Below are 22,518 nucleotides of genomic sequence, written 5' to 3' on the forward strand. Positions count from 1 at the left end.
CCATGGCGGACACGGTCGTACGTACGCGCAAGCAGCCGGCTGCACAAGGCGCACCGAAGGGCGTGGGTCGGCTGCCGCGCGCCGCCGTGCACCACCCCTGGTGGTTCGCGCTCCCCGCCATCGTCGTCTTCGCGGGCTTCTTCCTGGTGCCCAACCTGCTGAACTTCTACTACCCGTTCACCAACTGGTCCTCGTACCACGCGGACATCGCCTTCACGGGCCTGGACAACTTCCGGACCATCGCCGAGGACGGCTCGCTGCTGCGGGCGATCCGCACGACCCTGGTGTACGCGCTGCTGGCGGCGCTGTTCCAGAACGGCTTCGGGCTCGTGCTGGCGCTGCTGCTGGAGGACGACAGCCGCTTCAACCGGTTCTTCCGTGCCGTCTTCTTCCTGCCGGTGCTGATCTCGGCGCTGGCGACGGGTTACGTCTTCCAGGCGCTGCTCGACCAGGACGGGGCCTTCAACTCCGTTCTGGGCACGGACATCCCGTGGCTGGGCTCGACCACCTGGACGCTGGTGATCGTCACGCTCATCCACGGGTGGAAGTGGATGGGCCTGTCGATGCTGATCTATCTGGCCGGGCTCAAGGGCATCCCCGGCGAGATGCTGGAGGCCGCGAAGTGCGACGGCGCGGGGCCCTGGCGGACCTTCTGGTCGGTGCGCTGGCCGATGCTGGCGCCGGCCGTCACCTTCAACGTCACCACCGCGCTGATCGGTTCGATGAACACCTTCGACATCGTGCAGGCCACGACGGGCGGCGGACCCGCGGCCTCCACCGAGGTCTTCAACATCTACATGTTCCGGATCTTCGGGCAGGGCCTGTACGCGCAGGCGTCCGCGATGAGTCTCGTCCTGTTCCTGGTGGTGGTCGCCGTGGCGATCCCGCTGGTCGTGGGGCTCCGGCGAAGGGAGCAGTTGCTGTGACCGCGGTGTGGCGGTACGGCCGCCCCTCCCTCGTCGTCCTGCTCGCCGCGCTGGCCGTGGGCGTGCCGCTGTGGCTGGTCGCCGTCACCTCGGCCAAGCCGCAGGCGGAGGCGATCAAACCGAACCTGGATCTGCCGCGGCACTGGCAGCCCGCGAGCAACTACGCGGACGCCGTCAGCCAGGGCGAGATGCTGCGCGGCTTCCTCAACTCGCTGGTGGTCGTGGTGCCTTCGGTGGTCCTGGTGCTGATCCTGGGCGCGGGCGCCGCCTGGGTCTTCGCCCGCCGGAAGTCGAAGCTGGTCTCGGCGGCGTACGCGCTGTGCATCAGCGGACTGCTGCTGCCGCCCGCCGTCATCACCATCGTGATGGAACTGCGGCAACTGGGGCTGTCCAACACCCGCCCCGGCATGATCGCCGTCTACACCGGGATGTACCTGTCGACGTCGATCTTCTTCATGACCGGCTTCATCCGCGCCATCCCCATGGAGCTGGAGGAGGCGGCCCGGATGGACGGGGCGAGCCCGTCACGCATCTTCTGGCGGATCGTCCTGCCGCTGCTCCGGCCGGTGATCGCCACCGCGACGATCATGGTGATGCTCTACGCCTGGAGCGACATCTTCTACGCGTTCTTCGTCCTCGGCGGCGGAGACCGGGCGACCCTGCCGCTCAACCTCTACCAGGTCGCCAGCGCCCAGCTCTACCTCAACAACTGGCATCTCGTCTTCGCGTACGTCGTGGTGATGAGTCTGCCCATGGTCGCCGTGTTCCTCGTCGGCCAGCGAAAGATCGTGTCCGGAATCACCAGTGGAGCCGTGAAGTGACTGGAGGTCCAGCAGCGTGATCACCCCCACCCGCATGAGAGCCCGTACGAGATCTCGTACGAGAACCGCCTTGATAGCCGCCGTACTTGGAGCAACCGCCATGGCAGCCACCCTTCCCGCGGCCGGTCCCGCCGCCGCGGCCGATCCACAGCGCCTCACCGTCGACCTCAAAGCCTCCGAGGGCCCGGTGATGCTCGGCGCCAACGGCTCGTTGTACGGGCTCAGCGACGACGGGGTGCCCAGCGACGCCGTGATGGAGCCGCTGAAGATCACCAGCATCTCGCAGAAGCCGGAGGGCGGCGCCCAGCACCCCAACGGCGACGCGCTCACCGTCTCCAAGTCGTTCTTCCGCAACGGCGGCGGCGAGATCAACGTGATGATGCAGGACGTCTACGCCAAGTGGCCGTACGAGGACCTCGGCATCGACGACTACCTCCCCAAGGTCGACAAGATCGCCAAGGAGGTGTCGGCCGACCCGAACAGCGACCGCTTCGTCTACATCCCGTTCAACGAGCCCGACCAGATCTGGTACAAGCTCGACGTCGCCGACCAGGCCCAGTACGAGAAGAACCGCGACCGGTTCTTCAAGGACTGGAAGACGGTGTACCAGCGGATCCGCGCGATCGACCCGGACGCGAGGATCGCCGGCCCCAACGAAGCCGCGTACCACACCCGCCTGTTGAAGGACTTCCTCGCCTTCGCCAAGCGCGAGAACGTGCTCCCTCAGATAATGACCTGGCACGAGCTCGGCTCCGGCTCGCTGCGCGACTTCCAGGCGCACTACGACGACTACCGCAAGCTGGAACGCGAGGCGGGCATCGCCCCGCTGAAGATCAACATCGACGAGTACGCCAACCGCCGCGACCTGTCCGTGCCCGGGCAGCTCGTGCAGTGGGTCTCGATGTTCGAGCGCAACAAGGTGTACGCCAACATGGCGTACTGGGACGCGGCCGGCAACCTCAGCGGCCACGTGGTGCGGTCCAATATCCCCAACGGCGGCTGGTGGCTCTTCCGCTGGTACGCGGGCATGACCGGGAACACCGTGAAGGTGACGCCGCCGCAGCCCAACACCATCGACACCCTCCAGGGGCTCGCCTCCCTCGACGCCTCCCGCCGCCAGGCGCAGGTCCTGCTCGGCGGCTCCGCGGCCGACTCGGACGTGGTCGTCCGCAACGTCCCCCGGTCGGTGTTCGGCCGTACGGTCACCGCGACCGTCGCCGAGGCCGCCTGGTCCGGTTACGAGGGGCAGCACGCGGCGCCGCGGGTCCTCGCGCGCACCAAGGTGAAGGTCGCGGACGACGGTTCGGTGACCGTCCCGCTGCGCGGCCTGCACAAGATGTCGGCGTACCGGGTCGTCCTCACCCCCGGCGGCTCCGGCAGCCCGGCCGCCGCCTCCGTCCCGTGGTCGGCGTCGTACGAGGCCGAGGACGCGGCCATCACCGACGGCAAGGTCTACACACAGGGCACGGTCCAGAACGCCAACGGCTACGCGGCCTCCGGCACCAAGGACGTCGGCTCGCTCAACCAGCCCGGCAGCAAGGTCGCCTTCTCGGTGACGGTCCCGAAGGACGGCACGTACGACCTGGCGATCCTCTACGGCAACCAGTCCGGCGGCCCCGCCACGCAGAAGCTGTCGGTCGACGGCGGCGACCCGGCGACGGTCACCTACCCCTCCACGGAGAACTGGACCTACCGCGCCAAGAAGGACGTAGGTGTCCAACTCAAGGCGGGCACACACCAGCTGACCCTGTCCAAGGGCGACGCCGAGGTCACGCTGGACCGGATCGACCTGACCACGCGGACGGGCGCGCCCACCACGTCCTACGAGGCCACGCTGGCGGACATCAGCGGCAAGCCGTCGTACGACTACACCTCGTCGGCCGGTGTGGGCACGGGCTCTCTGGTGCTGCGCTCCGGTGACAAGGCGGTGTTCGACGTCTACGCCCCGCGCGACGGCTACTACACGGTGGTGCCGCGGACCTCGGCGGCCGTGAAGCTCTCGCTGCACGGGGAGACGGTCACGGCCGCGCCCGGCCGCCCGCTGCGGCTCTACCTCGTCGCGGGCAACAACCGGATCGCGATGACGTCGGTCCACTCCGCCGTCCGTTCCCTCGATGTCTCCGGCGACGGCTCGGCCGCCGGCACCCTCTCCTACGAGGGCGCCTCGGCCACGCTCGCCGGCGGGGCCAAGCTCGTCGACTCCCCGCACGCGTCCGCCGGCTCGTACATCGGCTGGCTCGGCAACAGCGCCTCCAGCACCGCCGAGTTCGCGGTGGACGCGCCCCGGTCCGGCCGCTATCTGCTGGTCGTCCACTACGCGCACAACGACCGCCGGGACAACGGCCACGCCTACAACACGGACATCATGTCCCGTACGGCGGACATCAGGGTCGGGGCCGCGGACCCGGTGAAGGTCACCTTCAAGAACACCTGGAGCTGGGACGACTACTGGACCGTGGGTGTCCCGGTCGATCTGGCGAAGGGCGCGAACAAGGTGACGTTCGGCAACGCGAGCGCCTGGGCGCCGAACATCGACCGGATCGAGCTGGGCCGGGTCGTGGGCTGAATCGCGCGCTGACGGGGGCGGTTGCGGAGGAGTGAGCTGTTCTCCTCCGCAACCGACGTGCAAGATCACTTCTCACGCACCCCTATACTTCTACATGCTTGTAGAACGTACGTACACGCATGTGAGGAGTGGACGCCACCATGGTGTTCAAACGACTGCTCGGCGCGCTCGGCGTGGGCGGCCCCACGGTCGACACGGTCCTCGACCCGGCTCCCGTCCGGCCCGGCGGCACGCTCACCGGTGAGGTCCGACTGGTGGGTGGCAAAACCGACTTCGAGATCGAGCACATCACCCTGGAGCTGGTGGCCCGGGTCGAGGCCGAGCACGAGGGCGGCGAGAGCGAGGGCGTCGTCCCCTTCGGCCGCTTCACCGTCGGCGGCGGCTTCCGGCTCGCCGAGGGCGAGCAGCGCGATGTGCCGTTCAGCGTGCCCCTGCCCTGGGAGACGCCGGTCACCGAGCTGCACGGCCGGCACCTGGGCGTCGTCCTGGGCGTGCGCACCGAGTTGTCGGTGGCCGGCGCGAAGGACAAGGGTGACCTGGACCAGCTGAACGTCACGCCGCTGCCCGCGCAGGAGGCCGTGCTCGAAGCCCTCGGCGGACTCGGGTTCGGATTCAAGACGGCCGACCTCGAGTACGGGCGCATCGGCGGCACCGGCCAGCAACTGCCCTTCTACCAGGAGATCGAGCTCCTCCCGTCACCCCGGTACGCTCACCAGGTCAACGAGATCGAGCTGACGTTCCTGGCGGGCCCGGGCGGTACGGAGGTCGTGCTCGAGGCGGACAAGCGCGGCGGCTTCCTGTCGCCCGGCCACGACGCGCTGACCCGTTTCACCGTCTCCCACGAAGGGGTGGAGAACCAGGACTGGCCGACGATCGTCGACGGCTGGATCCGGCAACTGGTCGAGCACCGGGCGTCGTACGGCACCCCCGCGGGCTACGGCTCCCCCATGGACCACGGCTCCCCCGTCGCGTTCGGCCCGGCCGGCCACGGGCACGGCGGGCACCACCATGACGGCCACCGCTCGGGCCCCGGCATGGGGACCGCCGTCGCGGCGGGCGCGGCCGGGCTCGCGGCCGGGGTCGTCGGCGGCATGTTCGCGGACGAAGTGGTCGACGAGGTCGGGGACTTCTTCGAGGGCGAGGAGGAAGAGGAGGGCTGAGGCCCCGCCCCCCTCAAAGAGGTGTCGCGGCATGCAGGATGAGCACCATCGTGACGGCGGAGTTCGCGGAGGACATCGCCGACACGGCCGTTCCGGCAGCCGCGCCCCACGCCGCCAGTCCGACCGAGGTGAACACCGGGGGCCAGGTGCGTACAGCGGGTGGCGGACCGAGCAGGGCCGCCACCCGGCGCGGCACCGGGCCCGGAGCGGCCAGTCCCGCGAGCGTGGACGCCGGGGTGCCCCGGGAGACGAGGGCGGCCGTGCCGATGGCACGCGCCACCGTACGGCGACTGCCGACCGCCCGGGCCGCCGCCTCGTCCGCCCACCGCTCGGCCGTGTAGGCAACGGCCGTGCGCAGCGGCCGCAGGAACGGGTTGGCCCGGGCCGCGAGCTGCACGGCGAGCAGGAAACGGTCGTGCCGGGCGGCGAGGTGCGCCCGCTCATGGGCGAACAGGGCCCGGCGCTCGGCCGGCCGGAGCCGGTCCAGCAGGGCCGTGGTCACCACGACGCGCCCTCCGCGCCGACCACGGGCACGGCGCCCGGCTCCGCCACGCGGCTCACCATCCCCCGGGCCACCGCCCGGCAGAACCCGACCGCGCAGAGCACCACCACCCTGGTGATCGCCCCGCAGAACACGACCACCCCGGCGACCACCGGGCAGCGCATACGCGTAGGGAACGCCGTCCGGCAGTACGGCCACCTCCGTGTCCGGCAGCCCGGACAGCGCGCGGTGGGCCTGGCGGCGCACCCGGGCGTGCCGCCACAGCGTGCGGGCACAGGCGACGACCACCGCGCACAGCGCGGGAATCGCGGCCTTGCCGACGACCTCGTCGAGCGGCACCGCCGCCCGCACCTCGGGGTCCGACCAGCCGTCGGGCAGCGGGTTGCCGGGCAGTTGGGCGGTGCCGACCACCATGACCAGTCCCAGGCACACCGTGCTGCACAGCGCCAGCACCGCGGCCATCGCGGTCAGCAACCAGGTCGCGGTGCGCGGGTGCAGATGCTGTTCGGCCAGACGCGCGACCGGCCACGCCGTGAGCGGGAGAACCAGTGGCAGAAAGACGAAGACCCCCATGAGGCTTCAGCCTTCCCCCTCGCCGTCGGCCTGATCCAGCAGGTCACGCAGCAGCCGTTCGTCGTCCGGGCCGAGGCCGGTGAGGAAGCTGGCCAGCACGGCACCGCGGTCGCTCTCGGCGTCCAGCACCTTGCGCATCTTCCGGGCGGCCAGACCCGCCTGGTCCGAGGCGGGCGTCCAGGCGAAGGACCGGCCGACCCGCTCCCGGGTGACCGCGCCCTTGCCCAGCAGACGGGTCAGGATCGTGATCACCGTCGTGTACGCGAGGTCACCGCCGAGGCGTTCCTGCACCCAGCCGGCCGTCGCCGGGCCGTCCGCCTCCCGCAGTGCCGACAGCACCAGCGCCTCCAGCTCGCCCTGCCCCCGCCGAGGACGCTGCCGGGGATCCGTCACCGCCCTGCCTCCCTTCGCCGCCCTGCCTTGCCCGTGCGGACATCGTATAGATCCGGGGGACCGACCCCCTCTACTTCTACAGTGCTGTAGATTTAAATGTGTTCGGTACCGACGTCCGACACAGCAACCGACAAGGAGACCATGTGACCGATCCGCCCCGCCTCCATCCCGAGGACCGCGCGGACTTCGAAGCGGTACTGGATCTGGCGCTGAGCACCGCGGACATCCATGGCGCCGTGCGCGCCGACCCGACCGGCCGGACGGCCGCCCACCTGCGCGCTCACGCGCTCGCCCACGCCGACGACATCGCGGCGGCGGCCGGTGAGCCGTACCGCGCCTACCTCGCCGTACGGACCGCCGCCCGGCAGGACGAGCGGCGCCCGCTCGCGTCCGGCAGCCTGCTGCCCGCCCTCGCGGTGCTCACGCCGCTCGTGGCGGCGACGTCCGCCGGGGCTCTGCTCCTGCTCGGCGGCCTGCTCCAAGCCACTGGCGCACCGGGCCCGTTGCCCGGGTCGCTCGTCGCTGCCGGGTGGACGATGGCACTGATGGCGGCCGTGACCGGTCTCATCGCCCTGGCCGCGCTGCTGCGCTCGGCCCTGGGCGGGAGGGCCGACGGCGTGGAGCATGCCCGGCTCGCCTGGCGGCAGGCCCTGCTCGACCGCGGCATGCTGCCCCATCTGCTCCGGCATCCGGCGGTCGCACATTCCGAGGAGGGGATCACACCGGGCTCCCCGCCCGATACGCTCGCGCCATGCCCGGCCCGGGCGAGAAAGGACAGGACACCATGTTCGGACTGAGCGAGCTCGCGATCATCCTCATCGTCGTCATAGCCGTGATCGGGGCCAGGAAGCTGCCCGAACTGGCCCGGTCGGCCGGCAAGTCGGCCCGCATCCTCAAGGCAGAGGCACGCGCCGCGAAAGACGAGGAGGCCGGGGCGGGCGCCGCGCCGCGGGTGATCCAGGGCGAGATCGTCCCGCCGGGCACCGGTACGACCCCGCCCGGTGCGCGGGCGGCGGGCGCCCCGGCCCCCCGCTGATCCGTCCTCTGCCTACAGCGTGCGCTCCAGGCGGTCGGCCACGAGCTTGACGAAGCGTGCGGGGTCCTTGGGCTGGCCGCCCTCGGCGAGCACCGCCAGCGTGTGGAGCAGCTCGGCGGACTCGACGAGGCCGGTGCGGTCCTCGCGCTCCTTGTACGCCTGGTTCAGGTTCTTCACCAGCAGGTGGTCGGGGTTGAGTTCGAGGATCCGCTTGGTGCGCGGCACCTCCTGGCCCATCGCCCGGTACATGTTCTCCAGGGCCGGGGTCAGGTCGTGCGCGTCCGAGACGACGCAGGCCGGGGAGACGGTGAGCCGGGCCGACAGGCGCACCTCCTTGATGTCCTCGTCCAGCTGCTCCCGCATCCAGCCGAGCAGTCCGGCGTACTCCTCGGCCTGCTTCTCCCGCTCCCCGTCGGCCTTCTCGTCCTTCTCGCCGTCGAGGTCGATCTCGCCCTTGGCGACGGAACGCAGCTTCTTGCCCTCGTACTCGCCGACGGCGTCGACCCACACCTCGTCGACCGCGTCGGTGAGCAGCAGGACCTCGATGCCCTTGTCCCGGAACGCCTCCATGTGCGGGGAGTTCTCGATGCTCTGCCGGGACTCGCCGGTGATGTAGTAGATGTCCTCCTGGCCGTCCTTCATCCGCTCCACGTACTGCGCGAGGGTGGTCGGCTCGTCCTCGGCGTGCGTGGTCGCGAACGACGCGACGGCGAGGATGGCGTCCCGGTTCTCGGAGTCGGTGACCAGGCCCTCCTTCAGGACGGTGCCGAACTCGCGCCAGAACGTCGCGTAGCGGTCGGCGTCCTTGGTCTTGATCCCCTTGACCGTGGAGAGGACCTTCTTCGTCAGTCGGCGCTGCATCATCCGGATGTGCCGGTCCTGCTGGAGGATCTCGCGGGAGACGTTGAGCGAGAGGTCCTGCGCGTCGACGACGCCCTTGACGAAGCGGAGGTAGGGCGGAAGCAGCGCCTCGCAGTCGTCCATGATGAAGACGCGCTTCACATACAGCTGGACGCCGCGCTTGAAGTCCCGCGTGAACAGGTCGTGCGGGGCGTGCGAGGGGACGAAGAGCAGGGCCTGGTACTCGAAGGTGCCCTCGGCCTGGAGCCGGATCGTCTCCAGCGGCTCGCGCCAGTCGTGGCTGATGTGCTTGTACAGCTCGTGGTACTCGTCGTCGGACACCTCGTCGCGCGACCGCGCCCACAGGGCCTTCATCGAGTTCAGCGTCTCGGGCTCGGGCGCGTCCTCGCCGTCGCCCGCCTCCGGGACCATCCGGATCGGCCAGGTGATGAAGTCCGAGTACCGCTTGACGATCTCTCTGATCGTCCACGGCGAGGTGTAGTCGTGGAGCTGGTTCTCCGGGTCGGCGGGCTTGAGGTGGAGCGTGACGGAGGTGCCCTGCGGCGCGTCGTCGACCTTCTCCAGCGAGTACGTGGACTCGCCGCGGGACGTCCAGCGGGTCCCCTGGCTCTCGCCGGCGCGCCGGGTCACCAGCGTCACCTCGTCCGCCACCATGAAGCCGGAGTAGAAGCCGACGCCGAACTGGCCGATGAGCCCCTCGGCATTGGCCGCGTCCTGGGCCTCCCGCAGCTCCTTCAGGAAGGTGGCCGTACCCGAGTTGGCGATGGTGCCGATGAGCTGTCCGACCTCGTCGTAAGACATCCCGATGCCGTTGTCCCGCACCGTGAGGGTTCGGGCGTCCTTGTCGACGTCGATCTCGATGTGCAGGTCGGACACGTCGGCGTCCAGCGAGTCGTCCCGCAGCTTCTCCAGACGCAGCTTGTCCAGCGCGTCGGAGGCGTTGGAGACGAGCTCCCGCAGGAAGACATCCTTGTTCGAGTAGACCGAGTGGATCATCAGCTGGAGCAGCTGACGTGCCTCTACCTGGAACTCAAACGTTTCGGTCGTCATGGTTCGCGAATACCTCACAGGTCCCACTGTCGCCTGAACTGGTGGCAGTCACTTTAAAACACCAAGTCAGGCCGGGGGACCCGGAAGTCAGACGAGGTGGGCGAACACCACCAGATTCTCGGTGTAGTCCCGGGCCTGACGGTCGTAGGCACCGGAGCACGTGATGAGCCGGACCTGGGCGTCGGCGGTGTCGCCGTACACGCGCTCGCTGGGGAAGTCGTCCTTGTCGAAGGACTCCGCGTCGTCGACCACGAAGGTCGCCCTGCTGCCGTCGGCGCGCGCCACGTGGAACCGGTCGCCCTTCTTCAGCTCGCTGAGCCCCGCGAACACGGCCGGGGACGTCACGGTGTCCACGTGTCCGGCGATGATCGCCGTTCCGGCCTCACCGGGCGAGACGCCTTTGGCGTACCAGCCGACGAGGTTGGTCTTGTCGGCCGGAGGCGGTTCGAGCTGACCCGAACGGCCGATGGCGAGGTCGGTGAAGGGCGCGTTCACCGAGATCTTGGGGATGTACAGGCGGACCGGCCGGGACCGCGGCAAGTGCGAGCCGGTCCCGGACGCGGCGGTGCGGTGGGGCGCCGCGGGCGCGGCTGAGGTGGCGGGCGCGGCCGTCGGGACGGCCGGCGGGGCGTGCGGCGGGCCGTCGACGTCGGACGACGACCCACCACGGCCGGCGACCAGGCTCACGGTCAGTACCAGGGCGGCGAGACCCCAGAAGACCGACACGACTGTGCGGAATCGCCGCCTCGACGGCGCGGGACCGGGCTCGGCGGGAGACGGGGGGCTTTGGCTGGCTGCCATCGGAGACCACCTCATTCGGCACGGCAGCGGAACGGACACGACACGCGAGGGGGACGAGCCAGGCCGCCGCGACGCGAGGAGCACGTGCGGCGGCCACGGCGGCTACGAGGTCAGGCCTCGGTCATGCCGCGCCTTGCGAGGCCTTCTGGCGCCGCAGGGCGTACAGGCCGGTGCCTGCTACCGCCAGCACCGCGAGACCGCCGGCCGTGACGCCCGGCGCGGCGGCGAGTCCGCCGCCACCGGTGTGCATCCCGCCGCGCGGCTTGTGGTGCTTGTCGCCGCCCCAGGAGTCCTTCTCGTGCTCGTCGTGCTTGCCATGCTCGTCGTGCTTCCCGTGCTCTTCGTGCTTGTCGTGCTTGTCGTGCTTGTCGCCGTAGGAGTCCTCGTCCTGCTTGCCGCCCCAGGAGTCGTCGCCCTCGCCGTCAGGGCCGTGCCCGGCGTTGCCCCAGTCGTCGTCCGCGGTCACCGCGGACAGCGCTCCGCCACCGGTGTGCACGCCGCCGTGCGGCTTGTGGTGCTTGTCGCCGCCCCAGGAGTCCTTCTCGTGCTTGCCGTGCTCCTCGTGCTTGCCGTGCTCCTCGTGCTTGCCGTGCTCGCCGTCCTTGCCGGCGCCCTCGTCGTGCTTGGCGGTGTCCCAGTCGTCGTCCGCGGTCACCGCGGCCCGCGCTCCGCCACCCGTGTGCATACCGCCGCGCGGCTTGTGGTGATTGCCGTCCTTGTCGTGCTCCTTGCTGTAGGAAGTGTTGTCGTGGTCCCAGTCACCCATCGCCTCGGCGTAGGCAGCGGGTGCGGCGATCGCGAGGGCGGCCGTGGCCGTGGCCGTCGCGAGCAGCATGCGGGCAGAGCGCATCGGTGAGTCCTTTCGTCGCGGACCGGGCGCTGGCACCTCGCCAGCTCACGAGACCCGGCCTCGACGTGAACCACCGTCAGTCACGCCGGGCCGTCCCACCATCCAGGGCGTTCACACGGGTTACAACCACACCCTGACGGCGGCACCGGCTCCGGCCGGTCCGGCCGGAAAGATCGCAACCTCTCGCCCGTCACACCCGTCTCCTACGACGACACGGGGGCGAGGTCCGCTCTCCCCCGGACCAGCTGCGGGAGGCGTTCATGGCCATGGTCGGCCTGTTCTGGATCGGCGAGGACTCGGTCTACATGGGGGCCGAGCCCGAGGGGGCGGCCTCCGGAGTCCGGCTGTCCGAGGACGGCGTCGAGGTGCTGGGGGCCGGCCGGGGCAGGTTGTGGGCCTGGGACGAGGTGGTCCGGATCGAGACGCGCGATGTGCCCGTGCGGTCCGGGGTGCGGAGGCTGACCTCCATGGCCTTCGACGCCGCGCTCGTGGCGGTCACGGGTTACGGCGATCTGCCGCCCGCCTTCTCCGTGGAGGTGGCGACGGCCGAGGAGACCGTCCAGGTCGATGTGCACGCGGCCGTCGCCGGAGGGATCTACCTGCCCTGCGAGTACGAGCTCTCCGTCACCCTCCTCCAGCGGCTCGCCGACGGCGGCACCGAGATCGGCGACCTCCTCGCCTGGGGCCGTGACCACGCGGCCGAGGGCACTCCGCCGCGCGAGGAACGGGAGGCGCTGCTGCGGAAGTGGGCGGGGGCCTGAGGTCCGGCTGCCGCGCGCGTCACCACCGCCTCTGCCGCTGACGCCCCAGGCGGCTCGGGTCCGGGTCGACCAGTTGGGCCGCCATACCGACGAGGACCAGCCCGGCCGCGATGAGCAGCCCTTGTGCCAGGGCGATGCCGGAACCCAGGACGGCCACGCCGAGGGCCAGTGCCCACCAGGCTCCGGTACGCCGGTACTCCCGGGGCCGGGCCGGGCGGCCCGATCTCATGGCCCGGGTGAACCTGGGATCCTCCCGCTCGAGTCGTGCTTCGAGGTCGACGAGAGGTTCGTCCTGGGACTGGGGCACGGCTTCTCCTTCCCGGAACCCGACAACGTTTCGAGGCAGGGCACGGCCGAGGCCATGGCAAGTCCTGGGGTGTCGGGCCGCGTGGCGGTACGGAGGGAGACAGCCCGCCGACGCGCGGCACGGCCGGTCTCACCAGGGCTTCAGCTTCTCCCTCCTCCAGCGGCTTCCGCCATCAGGCCCTACCCTCATCCTTCCCGGTGGCCGCCCCGCACGAACGCCCTGCCGTAAGGCGGATGTTCGATCCGAGGATGGGTGGTGGCACGGATGGCGGCGCGGCCGGACAGCGCTCGCGCTGGATCACGACGGTGTCGAGGAGGCGGTATCCGCGTCGGGCTGATCGAGCCCTGAGCCGGGAGTGCCCTGACGCTCGGCCTCGGCGGGCAGCGCGGCGGAGGCGGGTGGCGGTGTGCTGTCGTCCTGGGGGCGGGGCTCGGTGTCGTACGACGGAGCCGTGCGGCCGGGCAGGAGGTCCCGGGCCGCCCGGAGCGCGCGGGCGAGCAGGTGGGCCCGGCCGGCGGCGATGGGGCCGAGGATCGCGAGGACGAGGACGTACCCGGCGATGAACGGGGCGAGGCGGGCGTCGAGCCCGGCGCTGGCGGCCATGGCGGCCAGGATCAGCGCGAACTCCCCGCGGGCCACGAGGGTGGTGGCGATCTCGGCGGCGGGCTCGGTGCCGTAGCGGTACACGCGGGCGACGAGGAGTCCCGCGGCGACGTTCATGACGACGGTCAGTACGGCCGCCACTGTGACCGGGCCGACGACGGAGACGATGTCGCCGGGGTCGATGGAGAGCCCGAAGGCGAAGAAGAAGATCGCCGCGAAGGCGTCGCGCAGCGGATGCACGAGTTCCCGGATGCGCGGGCCGGAGGGCGTGCCGGCCAGGATCAGGCCGACCATGAACGCGCCGATGGCGTCGGCGACTCCGAGGACCTCGGCGACTCCCGCCACGAGGACGGCCGCGCCGAGGAAGCTGATGACGAGCAGTTCGTTGTCGCGGGTCGTGATGAGACGCCCGACCAGCCGGGTGCCGTAGCGGGCCGCGGCAGCGAGCAACAGCAGGAAGCCGAAGGCCTTGGCACCCTGGAGGACCGTGTCGCCGACGCCCTGGGCGCCGCTGATGACCGGCTGGAGCGCGGCGAGGTAGAGGGCCAGGAAGATGTCCTCGACCACGATGACGCCCAGGATGAGACGTGTCTCCGGGCGGCCGATGCGGCCCTGGTCGATGAGGATCTTGGTGACGATGGCGGACGAGGAGATCCCCAGGACACCGGCGAGCACCAGCGCCTCCCGGACGCCCCAGCCCAGGGCGAACCCGAAGACCAGTCCCGCGCCGACGTTGAGCAGCAGGTAGATGCCGCCCGCGGTCAGCAGGCGCCGACCGCCGCTCTTGAGGTCGTCGAGGTGGAACTCCAGTCCCAAGTAGAAGAGCAGCAGCACCAGTCCGAGCGCGGAGAGCATCTCGAAGTCGTGTGCGTCCTCGACTATGACCAGGCCCGGGGTGTGCGGGCCGAGCAGGATGCCCGCGAGCATGAAGAGCGGGATCGTCGGGAGTCCGATCCTGCCGCCGAGGCGGGCGAGGAAGGCGGCGGCCAGGAAGGCACCGCCCATGGCGAGAAGGCTGTCAGCGTGTCCCACGGGTCACCGCCTCCGCGGGCGCGCAGGGGGCGGATCGTTTCACCGTGCGGGGATGGATAGGGGCTCCTCCTTCGTGGCGCTGGGCAGGACGGCGTCGTGCGCGTCCCGGCGCCGGTCGAGGCCGTGCGGTCATGACGACCGACGCGAGCCCCGGCGGCGCTGCCAGCCTCACACGGGCCCCGGGCCCGTCACCATCGGTGCCCGCACCCATCTCCGGGTGGGAGCGACACCCATCTCCCCGTCACACGTTCCGGTGATCGATGCCCAGCAGGCTCGCCGCCGCGTGGAAGTCGGCCGCGTGGTGGCCGACCGCCAGGGACCAGTGGTGGCCGACACCCGTGGCGCTCCACGCGTCCACCCATTCGCCGGGATCACGGCCGAAGTCGACGCGGCTGGTGGTGTTGCCGATCTTCAGCAGGGGTCCCGGTACAACGGCGCCCTCGGAGGTGACGAAGGACAGGCTGCCATCGGCGTCCTGGCCGAGGCCGAGCAGGGTGACGGGCCCGTGCTGGACGTCGAACTCGACGCTCACGCCCCAGCCGCGCTTGCCGTGGTAGACGCCGAGCCCGCGCAGCAGCGGGTCACGGGCGCTGACCGCGAGGTGGGCGGGTCCGTCGTGGCCCATCTCCACGACGCCGTCCTCGAAGTCGAGGGCCTGGATCTCGGTGAAGGAGCCTCCGGCGCCGACGCTCTGGGAGGCGAGCTGGGCGACGCTGGTGCGCAGTTCGTACTCCCCGGCCGCCGGCACGCCCCGGGCCGTGAGCAGGGAGGCGCCCAGGATCATGCCGGCGCCGAGCCGCTCGTGCAGCTCCCCGTCGAGGCCCCGGTGGTAGTACGCGAGGCTGTCGAGCTGGAAGTCCGCCACGAGCCGGTCAAGGGCGACCGACACGGTCGCGCCCCAGGCGAAGTCCTCCTCCACCACGCTGTCGTCGAGGGTGAAGACCTGCCGGGCGAGCGCCATCCGCTCCCTGGTCTCCTGCTCGGTCACGCGCTCCACCCGGTGCCGCAGGTCGTCGAACTCCAGCACCTCCACGTGTGACCCGAACGTCGTGGACAGCAGTGTCGGATCGGTCTGCACGTCGAGCATGCCCGGGTACACGTGCCCCATGAGGCCGTGCCGGGCGTGCCGGAGCGCGGCGCGGACGTGCGCGGCCCGGATCCACTGTTCGATGCGCCGCCAGGCGGACTCCTGCCGCAGCCAGCCGGAGACCGACCGGAAGGGGATGCCGGCGCGCCGGAAGACGTTGCCGACCTCGGGGACGGGGCACTGCCCGCAGTAGGCCAGCCAGGCGCCGGTGTCGAAGGAGGCGTGGTCCATCCTCGCGGTCGGCTGGAGGTCGATGACCAGGACCGGCGTGTGCGAGCGCTGCGCGATCGGCAGCACCATCGACGAGGTGAGGTACGTCGTCAGGAAGAGCACGATCAGGTCGCAGTCGGCCTTGCGCAACTGCTCGGCGGCGCGTGCTCCTTCCTGCGCGTCGGAGACGAAGCCGGCGTCGGTCACCTCCGCGTCCATCCCCCGGAAGCGCTCGGCGACGTAGGCGGCCGACTCCTTCAGCTGCGGGAGGAGCCCGGGGAACTGCGGCCAGTACGTGCCGAGTCCGCCGGCGACCAGTCCGATCCGGGTGCGACGCCGGGTGACCGGCGGGAGCAGGTCGTGCAGGGCGGCGGCCCGTCCGGCGGTGCGGTCCGCGGTCGTTGCCATGGTCGGTGCTCCTTGTCGGTCTGCTGCGGCTCAGGTGCTGGGGACTGGCAGGTCCGCTCTGTCGTGCGCCGCGCCGGTGGCACGGGGGACCAGGACGCGGATGATGAACACGCCCGCGAACGCGGCCGCCGTCATGCAGGCGGTGATCGTCCAGAGCAGGACGGCCGGGCTGTAGTCGGCCAGGGCGGGAGTGAAGAACGCGGCGACCGCGAAGACCCCCCGTGACAGGGCGTAGGTGAAGCCCTGGGTGGTGCCGCGGGTGTCCGCGGGCAGCGTGAGCTGCGACCACACCTTGTAGTTCGCCTCTCCGGCGAAGGGGTTGGACAGCTGATAGAGCACGAAGAAGACGAGCATGCCGACGAGGGCGCCCGCGGTCAGGGACGCGATGACGAAGGCGAGGATCTGCACCACCGCCGCCACGTGGAACAGCCGGTCGCGCCGAGGGCTGTCGGCGACGCGGACGAAGGCGAAGGTCAGCAGCACCCCGATCGGGATGAAGGCCAGGTTGATCCCGGTGGCGAGGCTCTGGGAGGCGTCGCTGACGGTGACGAGCAGATAGGTGCCGAACTGCCCGAAGGTGTTGGCCCCGAGGCCCCAGGTGACGTAGAAGACGAACGTCGCGGTCATCGGCAGGAGGGCGGCGCGCGTCCAGATGTTCTTCAGGGAGCTGCCGCGCGGGGCGGCAGCCGTCTGCTCCTGCGTGTCCTGTTCGGCGGACAGCTTCAGGCGGGAGCGGAGGGCCCAGGTGACGAGCGCGGCGACGGCCAGTTGTCCCGTGATGAGCCGGGCGCCGGTCATGCCCGTGGTGGACAGGACGAAGCCGAGGAAGATGGCGACGGCGATGCCCAGCATCCACATGACCTGCGTGAAGGCCACCAGCCGCCCCCGGGCCCAGGAGGGGGCGGCGTCCGAGACCACGGCCAGGGACGTCGGCAGGTCGGCGCCGGCCGCGAGTCCCGCGACGAGGACGCCGATCAGCAGCGTGATGTCGTCGGGTGCCAGCGTGATGACGATCGCCCCGAGCGCGAAGCAGAAGATGTCCCAGTTGTAGACGCGGCGGCGGCCGAAGAGGTCGGCGAGCCGGCCGCCGACGAGGGATCCGACGGCGATGCAGCCGGTGACGATCGCGCTGATGGCACCGGCCATCCACACGCCCATGTCGTAACTGTCGCGGTAGATGGCCAGGTTGACGGAGATGCTGACGATCAGCCCGGCGTCGAGATAGGAGGCCATGCCCGACAGCGCGGCGGCCTTCCAGAGGTTTTTGGGGATGGGGCGGGTACCGGCCATGATGCGACTCCGTCGTCTGGTGACATCGCGGTTCCGGGGGCCTGGTCGCAGCGAATATAGGGCGAGAAAAACGTTGCAACAAGATGTCGCGCAGACATCGTCCGCCGCGCGCCGGCTTCCGCCGTGCCGTCCTCGGATATGGCGTGACCGTCCCAGGTCCCCTACCGTGAAGGTGGCCTAAAAACGTTTTAGGGGAAGGACCGCGTCCGTGATCTCCCCCGCGCTTCAGCAGCTCTTCGAGGACCCGCCCCGCGATTTCGGCCCCGCTCCCCTGTGGTGGTGGTCGGGTGCGAAGATCACCCGCGAGCGACTCGCCTGGCAGATGCGGGCGTTCGCCGAGGGCGGTGTCCACAACCTCGTCGTGATCAATCTGGCCCCGGCCGGCCCGACGTTCGGTGCCCGGGCCGACGATCCGGCGTGGTTCGGCGAGGAGTGGTGGGCACGCTTCACCGACGCCTGTGAGATCGCGGCGGAGTTGGGCACACGCCTGTGGTTCTACGACCAGATCGGGTTCTCAGGCGCCAATGTGCAGGGCAGTGTGACACGGCGTCATCCCGAGGCCAGGGGATGTGCGCTGCGCTGTCGCGACGTCACCGTCTCCCGGGGCACGGTCGCCCTGCGAGATGCCGAGACCCCGCTGGCCGCCTACTCCCCGCAGGGCCGGCGCCTCGACCTCGCCACGGAAGGCCCGGACACCCTGGCCGTCGCCGCCGCCGACGGAACCGGCGTACGGCTCGTCACCACCGTGCCCACGGCGTTCGACTACCTGGACCCGCACGCCGTCGGCCTGTTGATGGACGCCGTGCACCACGAGTACGACCGCCGCGTGCCCGACCACCTGGGCACCGTGATCGCGGGCAGCTTCCAGGACGAACTGCCGGGCACGAACGCCTGGAGTCACCGCTTAGCCGACGAGTTCCGCACCCGGCGCGGCTACGACCTGCTCGACCACCTCCCGGCCCTGTTCGGCACGAACGCCACCGTTCCGGAGACGAAGATCCGCGCCGACTACTACGCGGTCCGCGCGGAACTCACCGAAGAGGCCCTCTTCCGGCCGCTTGCCGCATGGCACCGCGAGCGCGGGATGCTGCTGGGCAGCGACCAGAGCCACCCCGCCCGCGCCGGATACCCGGCCCAGTCGACGCAGATCTACACCGACTACTTCCGCACCCACCGCTGGTACGGCGCCGCCGGCAGCGACCACCACGGCGACGCCAAGGTGCACTCCTCCATGGCCCACCTCTACGGCCACGAGCGGGTGTGGATCGAGGCGTTCCACTCCTCCGGCTGGGGCGGCACTCTGGAGGACACCTACCACTGGCTGCTGCCGTTCCTGCGCAGCGGCGCCAACCTGTACAACCCGCACGCCAGTTACTTCGGCACAGCGGGCGGCTGGTTCGAGTGGGCGCCGCCGTCCACCGACTGGCGCCAGCCGTACTGGAAGCAGTACCCGGCGTTCTCCCGGGCCGTGGCCCGGATCTGCTCGATCATGTCCTGGGGCAGCTACGTGGCCGACGTGGCGGTCCTGCACCCGACCTCCACCATGCAGGCCCTCGTCCCGCTGGACGCACCCGTCCGGCACTTCGGCGACGGCCGGCTGGGCGACGGCCACGCCGACGCCGACGAGACACAGCGCCACTACCTCGACCTGTGCGGCACGAACAACTGGCTCGCCCCGCACCCCGGCGCCCTGGACCGGCGCGGCATCTCCTTCGACGTCGTCGACGACGACTCGGTGCGGCGCGCCAAGGCCGCCGACGGCGCCCTGCGGATCAGGGACCTGGCGTACCGCGCGGTGCTGCTGCCCTCGGCGAGCGTGCTGGAAGAGGAGACGGCGCGCCGGCTGAGGGAACTGCTCGACGCGGGCGGACGCGTCGTCGTCGTAGGCCGGCCGCCGGCCACGGCCGCCGGCCGGTCCGGCGACGACTCGGTGGTGGCGGCCCTGCTGGCGCATACCCGGCTGGAGCGGGTGCGCGACCCGGAGGCCGGCGCGGCGGCCGTGGCCGACGCGGCCGGTCACGCCACGGGCGAGGTGCCACTGCTCGTCAGGCGGACGGGGAACGAGGCGGTGGCGCTGGTCACGGCGGCCTTCCCCGAGATCGGCGCGCATCCGCTGCGGGCCGGGCCCTCCCCGGCGGGTGACGCCGTCGGCACCTCGTCCGTCACCGTCCGGGCCGCGGTCGCCGAGGCCGAGGTCTGGAACCCGGCGACAGGCTCCCGCACCCCCGCGCACGTCACCGTCTCCGGCGACGGCGCCGTCTCGACCATCGACGTGCCGCTGGACGGCGCCCCCGCGGCCCTGGTCGTGTGGCGCGAGGGCCGGCCCACGCCCACGCGTCCTCGACGGGGGACGCCCGCCCAGGTGATCGACGTCTCGACCGGCTGGCACGGCCGCCTGGTCCCCACCATGGACAACACCTGGGGAGATCTGGCACTGCCCCCGGGTTCGTCGGTGGACGAGCCGCAGATCTGGACCATGGAGTGGACCGAGGGCGGGGCTTGGGAGCGGGCCCGGGTCACGTACGGCGAGAGGGTCCGCGCCCTGCCGCCGGTGCCGCTCGGTCAGGTGCCCGAGCCGCTGGACGCCGGGTCCGTGGAGCGGATCCTGGCCGGTGAACGGCCCCTGGTGCCGCCGGACGCGGGCTGGGACGTCGCCGTGTACTCGTCGAGCCGTGGCATCCCGGACCCGGGCGGGCTGCTGGGCCTCAAGGGGCTGGTGAACGAGGAGTTCGTACGCGTCCCGGTGCCGGGCGGCGGAACGGCCGCCCGGGTGCGGGCGATCGTGGAGACCGGCCACCGGGGGCCTGCCGAACTGCACGTCGGCGCGGAGTGCGTCAAGCGGGTGTGGTGGAACGGCGAGCCGCTGGAGCCGGACGGCGGCGGTTACCTGGCCTCCGCCCGGGTCACGGTAACCCGGGACCGCAACGTGCTCGAGTACGAACTGTCCGACGCCCAGAGCCGCCCCTCGACGATCTCGGCCGCCGACGGCACCCCGCTGGGCAGCTTCTTCTGTCTGTCGGAGCCGGGCGGGCTCGGGCCGCGTCCGCGGTTCATGCGTCCACCGGCCGGAGTACGGCCGGACGGCCGCGTCACCTACCGCGCGCGGCTCCGGGTCCCGGGCGACGACGCACGGTCGGTGCTCGTCGTCGGTGCCGCCTCGGCTGTCACCGTGCTGCTCGACGGGGAGGTCGTGGCGCGGCAGGAGAAGGTGGAGTACTACGAGGCGGACTGGGGCGCCGTGCCGATGTTCTTCCGCCACGAACCGGTGCTCGGGGCGGGCGAGCACACCCTGGAGGTCGTGGCCGACAGTGCCGACGCCCGGGACGCGGTGTTCGTCGACCTGGTGGTGCGTTCCGGGGGGAGGGTGACGGCCCTGGTCAGCGGCGCCGGCTGGGAGGCCGAGTCGGGCGGCCGGCGGGGGCGGACCGTCGAGGACGACCGCAGGCGGGGCGAGGTGCAGCACTGCCACGCCGCGGTACGGCCGCACCCGCTGCCGGACACCGGGTGGCTCACCGGCCGGCCGGTGCTCGGCGGCACCGTATGGTCGTCGCGGTCCACCGACGAGGTCCACGCGACGGCGCAGCGCTTCCGGTTCACCGTGCCGGCGGGAACGGTGTCGCTGGACCTGCCGTTGGTGCTTCGCGCGAGCGTGAGCATCGGGGTCGGTCCGGAACTGCCCCTGGACGGCGACCGGCTGACACTCCGCCAACCACTTCCGGAGCCCACACCGGTCGAGGTGGTCACGGAACCCACGGCGGTCCTGCGGGGCGGCTCCGCCTGGCGGGGGCCGGTACGCGTGCGTGCCGTACCGGCACCGCTGCCCCTGGGGGACTGGCGGGATCTGGGGCTGGGCAGTTGGAGCGGAGGCGTGACGTACGCGCGGGCGCTGGAGGTGCCGTCGGGGCCCGATCCCGTGCTGGATCTCGGGCGGGTGCGGGGCAGCGTGGAGGTGTCGGTCGACGGGGAGCCGGCCGGTGAGGCGTTCTGCGCGCCGTACCGTTTCCCGTTGCGCGGTGCGGCCGGGCGTACCGTCCGGCTGGAGGTGATCGTCCGGGGCACGCTGGCGCCGTATCTCGCGGAAGCCACGCCGACGGCCTGGGCGTTCGACTCCCAGCTGTCGTCGGGGCTGCTGGGGCCGGTGACGCTGCGGATCCCGTCCGCCTCAGGCGGCGGGGTCTAGTCGCCGACGGGCGGTCGGGTGGAGTCGCGCAGGACGAGGCCGGGGGCGAAGACGCGGGTCTCGTGGACGTGGTCCGCGCGGGCCTCGATCTCGTCGAGGAGCATCTCCACGGCCGCCCGGCCGAGGTCCTCGACCGGCTGCCGCACCGTCGTGAGGGTGGTGGCGCCGAAGCTCGCGATGTCGAGGTCGCCGTAGCCGACGACCTGTACGTCCTCGGGGATGCGGACGCCCCGGTCGGTCAGCCCGCGGCACAGGCCCGCGGCGAGGAAGTCGTTGGTGCAGAAGACCCCGTCGGGCAGTTCCCCGAGGTCGTGCGCGATCTGCGTGCCGTACGCGACGGTCATCCGCTCGGCGACGACCTGGTCCAGCCGTGCCTCGCGCCGGCTGCGCACGGCCTGCCGGGCGCCCTGGTAGCGGTCGGCGCACTGGCGTATGCCGCGCTCGCCGTTGACGACGAGGATGTCGCGCGACCCGCGGTCGAGGAGGTGCTGTACGGCGATCCGGCCGCCGGCGATGTCGTCGACGGAGGCCGAGCAGCCCTCGCGGTCCGGCATCGCGCGGTCGGCCAGGACGAGCGGGATGCCCCGCTCGCGCAGCCGGGCGAGCCGGCCCGGGTCGGCGCCGAGCGGCACGACGACGACGCCGACGGCCCGCTGCTCGACGAGCATGCTGAAGTAGCCCTGCTCCCGTTCCGGGGCGTCCCCGCTGTGGCAGAGGACGAGGGAGTAGCCGTGGTCGTAGGCCGCGTCCGCGGCGCCCCGTGCGATGCGCGCGTAGAAGGAGTTGGTCACGTCGGGCAGCACCAGTCCGATGGCGGAGGCCCGCCCGGTGCGCAGGCCGGCGGCTCCCGGGTGGGGGACGTAGTCGAGCGCGGCGACCGCGATGCGGACGCGCTCGGCGGTCTGTGCGGTGACGCGCTCGGGCCGGTTGAGCACGTTCGACACGGTGGACACCGAGACGCCGGCGGCGGCCGCGACGTCCTGGATGCGGGCGGGGCGTGCCGGAACGGCGTCCACCCCCTCGCTGTTGCAGCCGTGCGACCAGGCACGACCGTGGTCTTCTTGGGCGCCGCAAGTATAACGTGACCGGGCGTGGAACGTT

At 71.5% G+C, this 22,518-nt stretch carries 18 protein-coding genes; 8 read left to right on the forward strand and 10 right to left on the reverse strand.

Annotation, left to right across the window (positions count from 1 at the left end):
• The first annotated feature begins 2 nt into the window (after positions 1-2).
• From ACZ6TU_RS32655 to ACZ6TU_RS32670, 4 genes are all read left to right on the forward strand, one after another.
• Positions 3-926: a carbohydrate ABC transporter permease gene (locus ACZ6TU_RS32655; protein WP_467678491.1), complete on the forward strand. Its 924-nt coding sequence runs from the start codon at positions 3-5 to the stop codon at positions 924-926.
• Entirely contained in the window at positions 923-1,747 is an 825-nt protein-coding gene (locus tag ACZ6TU_RS32660; RefSeq protein ID WP_467678489.1) for a carbohydrate ABC transporter permease, read from the forward strand. Before ACZ6TU_RS32655 ends, ACZ6TU_RS32660 begins: the two co-directional genes overlap by 4 nt.
• A gap of 100 nt (positions 1,748-1,847) precedes the next feature.
• Complete coding sequence (locus ACZ6TU_RS32665) at positions 1,848-4,313, forward strand: CBM35 domain-containing protein (RefSeq protein ID WP_469552523.1); 2,466 nt, start codon at positions 1,848-1,850, stop codon at positions 4,311-4,313.
• Between the two features lie 140 nt (positions 4,314-4,453).
• Positions 4,454-5,473 (forward strand): sporulation protein, encoded by a 1,020-nt coding sequence (locus ACZ6TU_RS32670; protein ID WP_467678485.1) that lies wholly within the window; start codon positions 4,454-4,456, stop codon positions 5,471-5,473.
• Positions 5,474-5,486: 13 nt separating this feature from the next.
• On the opposite strand, the gene ACZ6TU_RS32675 is transcribed toward ACZ6TU_RS32670, so the two are convergent.
• Both ACZ6TU_RS32675 and ACZ6TU_RS32680 read right to left on the reverse strand, forming a co-directional pair.
• Positions 5,487-6,548, reverse strand: coding sequence for a M56 family metallopeptidase (locus ACZ6TU_RS32675; RefSeq protein WP_467678483.1), 1,062 nt, complete (start codon positions 6,546-6,548; stop codon positions 5,487-5,489).
• A 6-nt stretch (positions 6,549-6,554) separates the two neighbouring features.
• On the reverse strand, positions 6,555-6,941 hold the full coding sequence (locus tag ACZ6TU_RS32680) for a BlaI/MecI/CopY family transcriptional regulator (RefSeq protein WP_467678481.1): 387 nt from the start codon (positions 6,939-6,941) through the stop codon (positions 6,555-6,557).
• Positions 6,942-7,084: 143 nt separating this feature from the next.
• On the opposite strand from ACZ6TU_RS32680, the gene ACZ6TU_RS32685 reads away from it, so the two are divergent.
• Entirely contained in the window at positions 7,085-7,738 is a 654-nt protein-coding gene (locus ACZ6TU_RS32685; protein ID WP_467678479.1) for a hypothetical protein, read from the forward strand.
• A complete protein-coding gene (locus ACZ6TU_RS32690) occupies positions 7,726-7,977 on the forward strand; it encodes a twin-arginine translocase TatA/TatE family subunit (RefSeq protein WP_469552525.1) in 252 nt (83 codons plus the stop codon). The genes ACZ6TU_RS32685 and ACZ6TU_RS32690 overlap by 13 nt, the downstream gene beginning before the upstream one ends.
• 12 nt (positions 7,978-7,989) lie before the next feature.
• On the opposite strand, the gene htpG is transcribed toward ACZ6TU_RS32690, so the two are convergent.
• The 3 genes from htpG to ACZ6TU_RS32705 form a co-directional block, all read right to left on the reverse strand.
• Positions 7,990-9,888: a molecular chaperone HtpG gene (htpG, locus tag ACZ6TU_RS32695; protein WP_467678475.1), complete on the reverse strand. Its 1,899-nt coding sequence runs from the start codon at positions 9,886-9,888 to the stop codon at positions 7,990-7,992.
• Between the two features lie 87 nt (positions 9,889-9,975).
• Positions 9,976-10,689 (reverse strand): class F sortase, encoded by a 714-nt coding sequence (locus ACZ6TU_RS32700; RefSeq protein ID WP_467678473.1) that lies wholly within the window; start codon positions 10,687-10,689, stop codon positions 9,976-9,978.
• Positions 10,690-10,810: 121 nt separating this feature from the next.
• On the reverse strand, positions 10,811-11,539 hold the full coding sequence (locus tag ACZ6TU_RS32705; protein WP_469552526.1) for a hypothetical protein: 729 nt from the start codon (positions 11,537-11,539) through the stop codon (positions 10,811-10,813).
• Positions 11,540-11,799: 260 nt separating this feature from the next.
• On the opposite strand from ACZ6TU_RS32705, the gene ACZ6TU_RS32710 reads away from it, so the two are divergent.
• A complete protein-coding gene (locus ACZ6TU_RS32710) occupies positions 11,800-12,300 on the forward strand; it encodes a hypothetical protein (RefSeq protein ID WP_469552527.1) in 501 nt (166 codons plus the stop codon).
• Between the two features lie 19 nt (positions 12,301-12,319).
• Here the strand turns inward: ACZ6TU_RS32710 and ACZ6TU_RS32715 are convergent, their stop codons facing one another.
• The 4 genes from ACZ6TU_RS32715 to ACZ6TU_RS32730 form a co-directional block, all read right to left on the reverse strand.
• Complete coding sequence (locus tag ACZ6TU_RS32715) at positions 12,320-12,607, reverse strand: DUF3040 domain-containing protein (protein ID WP_467678467.1); 288 nt, start codon at positions 12,605-12,607, stop codon at positions 12,320-12,322.
• A 297-nt stretch (positions 12,608-12,904) separates the two neighbouring features.
• Positions 12,905-14,242 carry a cation:proton antiporter gene (locus ACZ6TU_RS32720; RefSeq protein ID WP_467678465.1) on the reverse strand — a complete coding sequence of 446 codons (1,338 nt, stop codon included), beginning with the start codon at positions 14,240-14,242 and terminating at the stop codon, positions 12,905-12,907.
• A gap of 241 nt (positions 14,243-14,483) precedes the next feature.
• On the reverse strand, positions 14,484-15,947 hold the full coding sequence (locus tag ACZ6TU_RS32725; RefSeq protein WP_467678463.1) for an arabinose isomerase: 1,464 nt from the start codon (positions 15,945-15,947) through the stop codon (positions 14,484-14,486).
• A 30-nt stretch (positions 15,948-15,977) separates the two neighbouring features.
• The gene (locus ACZ6TU_RS32730) at positions 15,978-17,237 is read right to left on the reverse strand and encodes an MFS transporter (RefSeq protein ID WP_469552529.1); all 1,260 of its coding nucleotides are present in this window, start codon (positions 17,235-17,237) and stop codon (positions 15,978-15,980) included.
• Positions 17,238-17,445: 208 nt separating this feature from the next.
• On the opposite strand from ACZ6TU_RS32730, the gene ACZ6TU_RS32735 reads away from it, so the two are divergent.
• Positions 17,446-21,417, forward strand: coding sequence for a glycosyl hydrolase (locus ACZ6TU_RS32735; RefSeq protein ID WP_469552531.1), 3,972 nt, complete (start codon positions 17,446-17,448; stop codon positions 21,415-21,417).
• On the opposite strand, the gene ACZ6TU_RS32740 is transcribed toward ACZ6TU_RS32735, so the two are convergent.
• Positions 21,414-22,433: a LacI family DNA-binding transcriptional regulator gene (locus ACZ6TU_RS32740; protein WP_469552532.1), complete on the reverse strand. Its 1,020-nt coding sequence runs from the start codon at positions 22,431-22,433 to the stop codon at positions 21,414-21,416. The genes ACZ6TU_RS32735 and ACZ6TU_RS32740 overlap by 4 nt on opposite strands.
• Positions 22,434-22,518: the final 85 nt, after the last annotated feature.

The sequence above is a fragment of the Streptomyces sp. NPDC052064 genome (assembly GCF_055585925.1).